The sequence below is a fragment of the Aurantibacter sp. genome (assembly GCF_042094015.1).
Lineage (GTDB): Bacteria > Bacteroidota > Bacteroidia > Flavobacteriales > Flavobacteriaceae > Aurantibacter.
On record NZ_JBELDZ010000005.1, the window covers coordinates 24,940 to 34,219 of the forward strand.

At 29.7% G+C, this 9,280-nt stretch carries 11 protein-coding genes; 7 read left to right on the top strand and 4 right to left on the bottom strand.

The genetic code is table 11. The features are described from left to right. Positions 1-55: 55 nt before the first annotated feature. Genes ACFDSN_RS01555 through ACFDSN_RS01565 form a run of 3 tightly spaced genes read right to left on the bottom strand, consistent with a single transcriptional unit; the run spans position 56 to position 2,487 of the window. Positions 56-1,675: a serine hydrolase domain-containing protein gene (locus ACFDSN_RS01555; RefSeq protein ID WP_375238063.1), complete on the bottom strand. Its 1,620-nt coding sequence runs from the start codon at positions 1,673-1,675 to the stop codon at positions 56-58. Between the two features lie 51 nt (positions 1,676-1,726). Further along, the gene (locus ACFDSN_RS01560; protein WP_375238064.1) at positions 1,727-2,152 is read right to left on the bottom strand and encodes a hypothetical protein; all 426 of its coding nucleotides are present in this window, start codon (positions 2,150-2,152) and stop codon (positions 1,727-1,729) included. Continuing rightward, the gene (locus ACFDSN_RS01565; RefSeq protein ID WP_375238065.1) at positions 2,149-2,487 is read right to left on the bottom strand and encodes a PadR family transcriptional regulator; all 339 of its coding nucleotides are present in this window, start codon (positions 2,485-2,487) and stop codon (positions 2,149-2,151) included. Before ACFDSN_RS01565 ends, ACFDSN_RS01560 begins: the two co-directional genes overlap by 4 nt. 96 nt (positions 2,488-2,583) lie before the next feature. Between ACFDSN_RS01565 and ACFDSN_RS01570 the strand changes: the two genes are divergently transcribed. From ACFDSN_RS01570 to ACFDSN_RS01595, 6 genes are all read left to right on the top strand, one after another. Further along, the gene (locus tag ACFDSN_RS01570; protein WP_375238066.1) at positions 2,584-3,798 is read left to right on the top strand and encodes an aminotransferase class V-fold PLP-dependent enzyme; all 1,215 of its coding nucleotides are present in this window, start codon (positions 2,584-2,586) and stop codon (positions 3,796-3,798) included. 51 nt (positions 3,799-3,849) lie between these two features. Continuing rightward, positions 3,850-4,713: a hypothetical protein gene (locus tag ACFDSN_RS01575; protein WP_375238067.1), complete on the top strand. Its 864-nt coding sequence runs from the start codon at positions 3,850-3,852 to the stop codon at positions 4,711-4,713. Between the two features lie 120 nt (positions 4,714-4,833). Further along, positions 4,834-5,259, top strand: coding sequence for a SufE family protein (locus ACFDSN_RS01580; RefSeq protein ID WP_375238068.1), 426 nt, complete (start codon positions 4,834-4,836; stop codon positions 5,257-5,259). Positions 5,260-5,315: 56 nt separating this feature from the next. Further along, positions 5,316-5,642: an SUF system Fe-S cluster assembly protein gene (locus tag ACFDSN_RS01585; protein WP_375238069.1), complete on the top strand. Its 327-nt coding sequence runs from the start codon at positions 5,316-5,318 to the stop codon at positions 5,640-5,642. Between the two features lie 31 nt (positions 5,643-5,673). Beyond that, complete coding sequence (locus tag ACFDSN_RS01590) at positions 5,674-6,195, top strand: DUF2480 family protein (RefSeq protein ID WP_375238070.1); 522 nt, start codon at positions 5,674-5,676, stop codon at positions 6,193-6,195. 88 nt (positions 6,196-6,283) lie between these two features. Further along, positions 6,284-7,162 carry a DUF3078 domain-containing protein gene (locus tag ACFDSN_RS01595; protein ID WP_375238071.1) on the top strand — a complete coding sequence of 293 codons (879 nt, stop codon included), beginning with the start codon at positions 6,284-6,286 and terminating at the stop codon, positions 7,160-7,162. Positions 7,163-7,238: 76 nt separating this feature from the next. Here ACFDSN_RS01595 and hflX read toward each other — a convergent pair whose 3' ends face one another. Continuing rightward, the gene (gene hflX, locus ACFDSN_RS01600) at positions 7,239-8,468 is read right to left on the bottom strand and encodes a GTPase HflX (RefSeq protein ID WP_375238072.1); all 1,230 of its coding nucleotides are present in this window, start codon (positions 8,466-8,468) and stop codon (positions 7,239-7,241) included. Between the two features lie 80 nt (positions 8,469-8,548). Between hflX and ACFDSN_RS01605 the strand changes: the two genes are divergently transcribed. Beyond that, the coding region (locus tag ACFDSN_RS01605) for an endonuclease (protein WP_375238073.1) at positions 8,549-9,280 on the top strand (732 nt) is incomplete at its 3' end.

Here is a 9,280-nt window from a genome sequence, read left to right on the forward strand (position 1 = left end):
ATAAATTAGGAATATCAATAAAAAAGCAGCTATTCTATTTAGAATAGCTGCTTTTTTATTGTTTCATAAACTCAATACTACTAACCGTTCCATCGCAAGATAAATACATCTTGGTTTTTGTATTATTAAATTGATATAAGGTTCTATTATTATTACCAAAAGCATTTAATTGAACTGCTGTTAAAGGAATATCTTTATTGTTTTTATAACTTAAAATCAGCTTACCATTATTTACAGAAAAAGTATAGGTCACATCTAATTCTTTAGAATAAAAATTACCAATAAAATCTTTTATGTTTATAGCTTTTTTTTTAATTAATTTTGCTCTTTTAAAATAAAATGGTGTTCCTCCAAAAGAGATGACTAAGTCTTGTTTTTGAGTTTTTGTGAAGTCATATTTAACACTTTGATTATTGGTTCTAAAAAATTGGTTAGAACTAAAAGCTGTTAATGGAATTTTTTGTGTTCCAAAACTTGATTTTGCTTTCAAAGTATTATTCTCCATAGAAATAAACATCGTCATATCGCTATTAATTTCTTTATAATCGCCCACAAATTGACTTAAATTATGTTTGATTACAGATTTGATTTCTGGACTAGTTTTCACTTCTTTTTTAGCTAACAATTCGTCTAGAATTTTATAAGAAATTGGCGTAGAATTTATTGACTGTAAATTTGTAAATATTACAATGCCTAAATCCTCTTCTGGAACTGTTATAAGCTGAGTTTGCCCGCCAAATCCATATCCACTATGACTAATAGTTTTATAACCTCTATAAGTATCTACCATAACACCACGAGCATATTTAGCCAAAGAAGAATCTGGTAAAAGTTCTTGAGTTTTTAAAAACGTTGTTAATTCTATAAACTCAGGTCTTTTTCCATTTAATACTTCAATCCATTTAGTCATATCTATTAGGGTAGAACCCATACTTCCTGCACCGTAACTAATTTGATTGGTTACATTGTATATAAAACCGTCTTTTCTTTTTTGATAACCAATAGCTTTGTTTTTTATTGTTTTTCCGTGTGAAACTCTAACAAATGTATTGTCCATTCCTAATGGTTTAAAAATATGCGTCTTTAAAAAGACATCTAAATTAGTTTTCGATACCTTTTCTACAATTAGTGCTAAAATATTATATCCCGTATTAGAATAAAGCACTTTTTCTCCGGGTAAATTGTTTAAATTTTGTTGTTTACAAGCCAAATTAAAAACCATTTGATTGTCGTAATAAACAGATTCGTAATCAAAACCCGATAAATACATTAAAGTATGATAACTTCTAATTCCGCTAGTATGATTTAAAAGATGTTTTATTCTAATAACGTTTCCATAATCTGGAAATTCAGGAAAAAACTTTCGAATATCGTCTTCTAAACTTAGATTTCCTTGATCTATTAAAGACCAAACTGCAGATGCGGTAAATTGTTTACTTATCGATGCAATACTATATGTAGTTGAGTCTGAGTTCTTAATACCATAGTCTAAATTAGAAACCCCAAAACTCTTTGAGTAAATTACTTTACTATTTTTTACAACTCTAACAGATAATCCAGGCTGATTATCAAGACGATAAGAAGATAGAATTGTGTCTATTTTTTGTTCGATATTTGTTTGAGCAGTAACGGTAATTGTTAGCAATAAAAATGCTAACCTTAATAAATAAGTCATATTTATAGGTGTTTAGATTAAAAGTGAAATGGAGTTATTTGTAATTAACAGCTAAGTTGTTTTATAAACTGTTTTTTTATGATTGTAATAAAGAAATATGGGAAAAAAGACTAATACTAAACTTCCAACAGAAATACTCAAAAGAAGACTTGCAAAAGGCCAACTTGCAAACTTAAACATATAGCTTACTATAAACAAAGCTGCAGTGCAGTAACCAGAAACAAAGACTAACTTCTTTAATGTTTTAATCTTTTCAAAATACAATTGCAAACTTGTTTCGTTTTGAATATTTTTAATTGCTATATAACCACCAAACTCATTAATAGCTTCTTTGTATAAATCCTCAAAATGGCCTTCTCTAGATTCTATATAAGTACAAATATGATCTGTAACATCTTCTTTTAAGGATTTAGATTCTATCCCATAAAAACTCAAACTTTTATCTATAAAATCTATTTGCTGGTCCGATAATATCATTCTAAAATTATTTTAGGGTTAAAAATTAAATGCAGTGTTTCAATAAAATCGTTTAGCTCTTCACTCATTTTAAGAACTTCTTCTAGACCTGAATTAGTAATGGTGTAATATTTCCTAACACGTTTCCCTATAAATACTTTTTCTGTAGTTAATAAGCCATTGGCTTCAAACTTATGAAGAATTGGATATAAAGCGCCTTCAGATATATCAATCTTACCAGATGTTAATTTTTTAACCTCTTGTGTAATCTCGTAACCATACATTTTTTCGCTCTCACTTATCAGCTTTAAAATAATTGGTTTAAGTGTTCCTTTTGTTAATTCTTTATTATACATATTTCAAATATACATTTTATTAAAATGCATTTTCTATAAAAATGAAAAAAAATGAAAAAAAAATAATTTTAACACTACAAACCTTAACTTTGCATTATGCTAGATATAAAGAAAATTAGACAAGATTTCCCTATACTAAATCGTGAGGTTAATGGTAAACCTTTAGTATATTTAGACAATGCAGCAACATCTCAAACACCACAAAAAGTTATAGATGTTATTGTGGATTATTACAGTAATTACAACGCTAATATTCATAGAGGTGTACATTCTTTAAGTCAAGAAGCAACAGACAAATACGAAGAAGCTCGTTTAACCATTCAAAAACATTTTAATGCAAAAGAAGCTTACGAGATTATTTTAACCTCTGGAACTACAGAAAGTATAAATTTAGTAGCTAACGGATTTACTTCACTTTTAGAAAAAGGAGACGAAATTATTGTTTCGGCATTAGAACACCATAGTAATATAGTGCCATGGCAAATGCTTTGCGAAAAAACTGGTGCGTTATTAAAAGTAATTCCAATGACTCCAGAAGGTGAGTTGGATATGCATACTTACGTGGAATTGTTAAACAATAAAACAAAACTAGTTTTTGTAAATCATATATCTAACGCTTTAGGAACAATTAATCCTATTAAAAAGATTATAGAACAAGCACACAAAGTTGGAGCTGCAGTTTTAATAGATGGCGCACAGGCTTGTCCACATATAAAACCAGATGTACAAGCTTTAGATGTAGATTTTTACGTAACCTCTGCACATAAAATTTGTGGTCCAACTGGTGTTGGAATGTTATACGGAAAACAAGAATGGTTAGAAAAACTACCACCATACCAAGGTGGAGGAGAAATGATAGCAACAGTAAGTTTCGAAAAAACGACGTATGCAGGCTTACCTCATAAATTTGAAGCTGGAACACCTAATATTTGTGGAGGAATTGCTTTTGGAGCTGCGTTAGATTATATGAATTCTATTGGATTTGACAATATAGCAGCTTACGAAAATGAACTTTTAGATTATGCTACACAAGAATTATTAAAAATTGAAGGCCTAAAAATTTACGGAACCTCTAAAAATAAAACTTCTGTAATTTCATTTAATATGGAAGGAATTCATCCATATGATGTTGGTACACTTTTAGATAAAATGGGAATTGCTGTAAGAACTGGTCATCATTGTGCACAGCCTATAATGACTTATTTTAATATTCCTGGAACCGTTAGAGCTTCGTTTGCGTTTTATAATACAAAAGCAGAAGTAGAAGCTTTAATTACTGGAGTTAAAAAAGCTAAAATGATGCTAAGTTAAACTTTGGCTTCTTTTTTGTAATATTATAGCTACAAATAAAACGTAAACACTATGAAAACATTTGCACTTATATTTTTCACTATAATATTAAATGCTTGTGGTAGTTCTAAAGAACTTGCAAGTAATACAACAAGTACGGAAATAAATTCTAAAACCTCTAAAGAACGTAATATGCAATCTGAAATAACAAGAATAGAATACATAGCATCCACAAGAGGTTTTTATAATAGTATTACTGTATTTCATGATTCTGTAGTAACACAAGTGACTAGAAATGGAAAGGAAACGTCTACCTTTTTATCAAAAGAAGAATGGAATGAAATTAATACGTTAGTTTCTCAAATAGAAGTAACAACAATTCCAACATTAGAACCACCAACTCAAAACTACAGAACAGATGTTGCTGCAGCTGCTGGTTTACAAATTGTTATTGGTGATAAATCCTATCAAACCTTAAATTTTGATAATGGTAATCCTCCAAAAGAAATAAAAGCACTTGTAGAAAAGCTAATTGAATTCACAAAAAAAAAAGAATTAAATAAAAACAGTAAGCAATCTAATGTTACAAGAATAGAATATGTTGCTATTTCTAGAGGCACTTACAATCGTATTACGGTTTTACCAGAAACGGTTACTACACAAATGTCTAGAGGAGAAAAAGAGGTTTCAAATCCTTTATCTACAGAAGATTGGACTGAAATTAATACAATTGTAAGCAAAATTGAAGCTGCAAGTTTACCAAAATTAGAAGCACCTTCTAAAAAACATCAATATGATGGTGCAGCTGGAGCGTATTTTCAAATCGCTATTGGAAAAAAATTATATAGAACTGTAACTTTTGATAATGGAAATCCACCTAAAGAAATTGCTGAAATTGTTGAAAAACTATTCAGTTTCACTAAATCTTCTAAATAAAAACAACCAACTTTTTAACGTTATATTATCGATTTAAAGTGTTGTTTTAAAACGATAATCGTTAATTTTGTAGACGTTAAAAGTGATATGAATTTATTTTTATTCAAAACTAAACACTCTATGCAAAGCATAAAAGACATACAAGCTGATATTATTGACGAGTTTTCAATGTTTGAAGATTGGGAAGATCGCTATCAATACATGATAGATTTGGGCAAAACACTTCCATTAATTAACGAGCAATATAAGACTGATGAGAATATAATAAAAGGCTGCCAAAGTAAAGTTTGGGTACACGCAGAAATAGAAAACTCAAATGTTGTTTTTACTGCAGATAGTGATGCCATAATTACCAAAGGTATTATAGCAATTTTAATTCGTGTGTTCTCTAATCAAAGTCCTACAGCTATTCTTGAAGCTAACACAGATTTTATTGATGAAATTGGTTTAAAAGAGCATTTATCTGCTACAAGAGCTAATGGTCTAGTAAGCATGATTAAACAAATAAAAATGTATGCTATTGCATACCAAGCACAACTAAACTAAACCTGAAGTGAATTAAGTATAAATTTCCATAAATACGGAAATAAAAAAATAATATAATGAGCGACACAACTATAGATACAGCAGAATTAGGTGAAAAAATTGTAAAGGTTATTAAAACTATTTTCGACCCAGAAATTCCAGTTGACATATATGAATTAGGTTTAATTTATGATGTTTTTGTAAACGAAGATTACGATGTTAAAATCTTAATGACGTTAACAACACCAAATTGTCCTGTAGCAGAAACACTTCCAAAAGAAGTAGAAGAAAAAGTAAAGTCTATAAAAGATGTAAATGACGCTGAAGTAGAAATTACTTTTGATCCACCTTGGACCCAAGATTTAATGAGTGAAGAAGCTAAATTAGAGCTTGGAATGCTTTAAAATTTAGTGTTTATAATATATTACCTCATCTATGGCAGAAGAAATTATAAATCGTGTTACAAATAGTATTCTTGAAGTTTTTGATTTAGAAGATTATTACCAAGAAGGTGCAAGAACTACTATTGATTTAAAAGACTGGTTAGAACACGAATTTATTCTTCGTGAAAAAGGTTTCAGAGCGCAAGTTAAAACTCATAATTGGGAACAATATAAAAACCAATATGTAGCCATATATTGTTCTAACGATGCTATAATTGCAGATTGGGCATTTATGTTAATTACATCAGCTTTACAACCTTTTGCTAAAAAGGTTGTTTTTGGTACGCTTATAGACTTAGAAACTAATTTATATCAAAGTAAGTTAAATAATTTAGACATTACAGCTTATAAAGACAAACCTATAATTATTAAGGGTTGCGCTAAAAAACCTGTACCTACAAGTGCTTACATTATGGCTACAAACTTACTTCAACCTATAGCAAAATCTATTATGTTTGGAGAAGCTTGCTCTGCTGTACCGCTTTATAAGCGTATTTCATCGGATAAAAAATAACTTTAGTCGGATTTATTTGAAATAAAACAAAAAAATCACCTTTTCATTCATCATTTAAACTATTTTCGCGCTCTCAAAATTAACAATGATGAAAAAAATTACTTTTATTTTTGCATTACTTATTGGAGCAGCTTCAATGAATGCACAGGAAACAGTTCAAGACTCAACAAAACAAGGTTGGACAAGAGGCGGAAATTTAGCACTTACATTTAACCAATCAGCGTTTAACAACGAATGGACTTATGGTGGTGTTGGTAATATGACAGGTAACATATTGATTAACTACGATATGAACTATGTAAAAGGTGATTACATTTGGGATAACAAATTAATTGCAGATTATGGTGTAAATAAAAATGATGGGGCAGATAAATTTACTAAAAATAACGATCGTTTAGAATTAAACTCTGTTGCTGGTAAAAAAGCTAAAGGTTTCTGGTTTTACTCTGCATATTTAAATGCTAGAACACAAATGGATCGTGCTGAAGATGGTTCTACTCATTTCTTTTCTCCAGCATATTTCCAATTTGGACCTGGTATATTATGGAAAAAATCTGACAACTTGAACGTTAATATGTCTCCTGCTGCTGCTAAACTTATTGTAGTTCATGATGAATATACAGACGTTGGAGATAACCAAGCTGCAATAGATGCTTTTAACGAAGTAACTTATTTTGGTGTTGAAGCAAACAAAACAACACGTTTTGAATTAGGAGCTTCTGTTAGAGGATATTATAAGTTCAATTTAATGGAGAACATTTCTTTTGAAAATATCTTAGGGTTATACTCAAATTACTTAGAAGATCCACAAAATGTAGATGTAGATTATACAGCTAACATAGTAATGAGTATTAACAAATACATATCTACAAATTTAACTTTTCAAGCAATCTATGATGATAACGCAAACCGTAATGGTTTTCAAATTAGAGAAGCTTTTGGTTTAGGATTTAACTACAAGTTTTAATAACAACATTAGTTATATAAAAAAAATGTGCTTCAGTTTTGAAGCGCATTTTTTATGCTCTATTTTAAAATAGCTATTACTCTTCTTCAGAGTTCATATTAGCATAATCGTAATCTGGATATAGAAAGTGATTATATGGAAAACGGGTAACGTGAATTTCTCTTACCTCATTGTAAACTCGTTTCTTAAAATCTTCTAAGTTTTCTTTACTTAAAGCAGAAATAAACAACGCGTTATTCCCTACTTTATTCATCCACGTTTTTTTCCATTCTTCTAAAGAGTAATGCACTCCAGTTCTAACAGCTATTAAATCGGTTTCGTCAAAAGGTTCTGCTTTATAGGCGTCAATCTTATTAAAAACCATAATAGTTGGTTTGTCTGCACCTTTAATTTCCCCTAAAATCTTATTTACAGAATTTATATGATCTTCAAAATTTGGATGAGAAATATCTACCACATGTAATAATAAATCGGCTTCTCTAACCTCATCTAAAGTACTCTTAAAACTATCTACTAATTGTGTTGGTAACTTTCTAATAAACCCAACCGTATCGCTTAATAAGAATGGTAAATTTTGGATAACCACTTTTCTAACTGTAGTATCTAAAGTGGCAAAAAGCTTGTTTTCTGCAAATACTTTACTTTTACTTACCGTATTCATTAAAGTAGATTTCCCAACATTAGTATAACCAACTAAAGCAACTCTAACCATTTTACCACGATTTCCTCGCTGTACAGCTTGCTGTTTATCTATAATTTTTATTTTGTTTTTTAACAACGTAATCTTATCTCTAACAATACGTCTATCTGTTTCAATTTCTGTTTCTCCAGGTCCGCGCATTCCTATTCCACCTTTTTGGCGTTCTAAATGCGTCCACATTCCTCGTAATCGTGGTAATAAATATTCACATTGCGCCAACTCAACTTGGGTACGGGCATAACTAGTTTGTGCACGTTGTGCAAAAATGTCTAAAATTAGATTTGTTCTATCTAAAACTTTACACAATAGAATTTCTCCAATATTACGCTGCTGAGAAGCGGATAATTCATCATCAAAAATAGCAGTACCAATATCATTCTCTTCAATAAATTTACGCACATCTTCCATTTTACCAGTTCCTAAAAAGGTTTTAGGATTAGGCATTTCCATTTTTTGAGTAAAACGCTTTACCGCTTCTCCACCAGCAGTATATGTCAAAAACTCTAATTCATCTAAATATTCTGTAGACTGAATTTCATTTTGATCTTGTGTTATAACACCTATTAAAACACAACGTTCTAAAGTAATATCTTTCTTTTCTAACATAAATTTTCTATTACTACAAAGTTACATAATTACAGCCAACTATTATTTTGTATTTTTAAACCTTCTAAAAAAAATAACTTTTGATATTTAATCTCTTCAACACTAAAAAAAACAAGCATTGTTTCGCATTTTATAATATCGAAAACCTTTTTGATATTTATAATGAAGAACACAGACATGATGGCGATTTTACTGAAACATCTGAAAAACGATGGACTTTAAAACGTTACAAAAATAAAATCAACAAAATAAGTTTTGCAATTTCTAAAATAGGCTTAAAAGAAACAAAAATGTATCCTGCATTGATTGGTTTAGCAGAAGTTGAGAATGAAGCTGTACTTAAAGATTTAATTAAACACGAAAATTTAAAAGATTGTAATTATAGTTTTGTGCATTACAACTCTAAAGACGAAAGAGGCATTGATGTTGCCTTTATTTATGATACAAAAAGATTCTCTGTTTTAAATTCTAAAGTTCATAGTATTCTTTTACATGATGAGGATGGAGATGTAGATTACACCAGAGATGTTTTACATATTTACGGTACTTTTTTAGGAGAAAAAATAGATGTTATTGTTAATCATTGGCCATCTAGACGTGATGGAAATAATGAAACATCTAAAAAACGTATGATTGCTTCGAATAAAGTAGCAGAAGTTATTACTGGTATTAGACTTAAAAATAACGACGCTAAGATTGTTGTTATGGGCGATTTTAACGATGATCCAAGTAGCGAAAGCATCAAATCTTTAGTAGATAATAATCAACTCTTCAACCCTATGGACACACTTTTATCAATAGATAGAGGAACT

What these genes read in the sequence shown, in the direction of transcription:
- ACFDSN_RS01595 (WP_375238071.1), top strand. Translation starts at nt 6,284, where the DNA reads ATGAAAAAAATTACTTTTATTTTTGCATTACTTATTGGAGCAGCTTCA.
- ACFDSN_RS01590 (WP_375238070.1), top strand. Translation starts at nt 5,674, where the DNA reads ATGGCAGAAGAAATTATAAATCGTGTTACAAATAGTATTCTTGAAGTT.
- ACFDSN_RS01585 (WP_375238069.1), top strand. Translation starts at nt 5,316, where the DNA reads ATGAGCGACACAACTATAGATACAGCAGAATTAGGTGAAAAAATTGTA.
- ACFDSN_RS01560 (WP_375238064.1), bottom strand. Translation starts at nt 2,152, where the DNA reads ATGATATTATCGGACCAGCAAATAGATTTTATAGATAAAAGTTTGAGT.
- ACFDSN_RS01580 (WP_375238068.1), top strand. Translation starts at nt 4,834, where the DNA reads ATGCAAAGCATAAAAGACATACAAGCTGATATTATTGACGAGTTTTCA.
- ACFDSN_RS01555 (WP_375238063.1), bottom strand. Translation starts at nt 1,675, where the DNA reads ATGACTTATTTATTAAGGTTAGCATTTTTATTGCTAACAATTACCGTT.
- ACFDSN_RS01565 (WP_375238065.1), bottom strand. Translation starts at nt 2,487, where the DNA reads ATGTATAATAAAGAATTAACAAAAGGAACACTTAAACCAATTATTTTA.
- ACFDSN_RS01570 (WP_375238066.1), top strand. Translation starts at nt 2,584, where the DNA reads ATGCTAGATATAAAGAAAATTAGACAAGATTTCCCTATACTAAATCGT.
- ACFDSN_RS01575 (WP_375238067.1), top strand. Translation starts at nt 3,850, where the DNA reads ATGAAAACATTTGCACTTATATTTTTCACTATAATATTAAATGCTTGT.
- hflX (WP_375238072.1), bottom strand. Translation starts at nt 8,468, where the DNA reads ATGTTAGAAAAGAAAGATATTACTTTAGAACGTTGTGTTTTAATAGGT.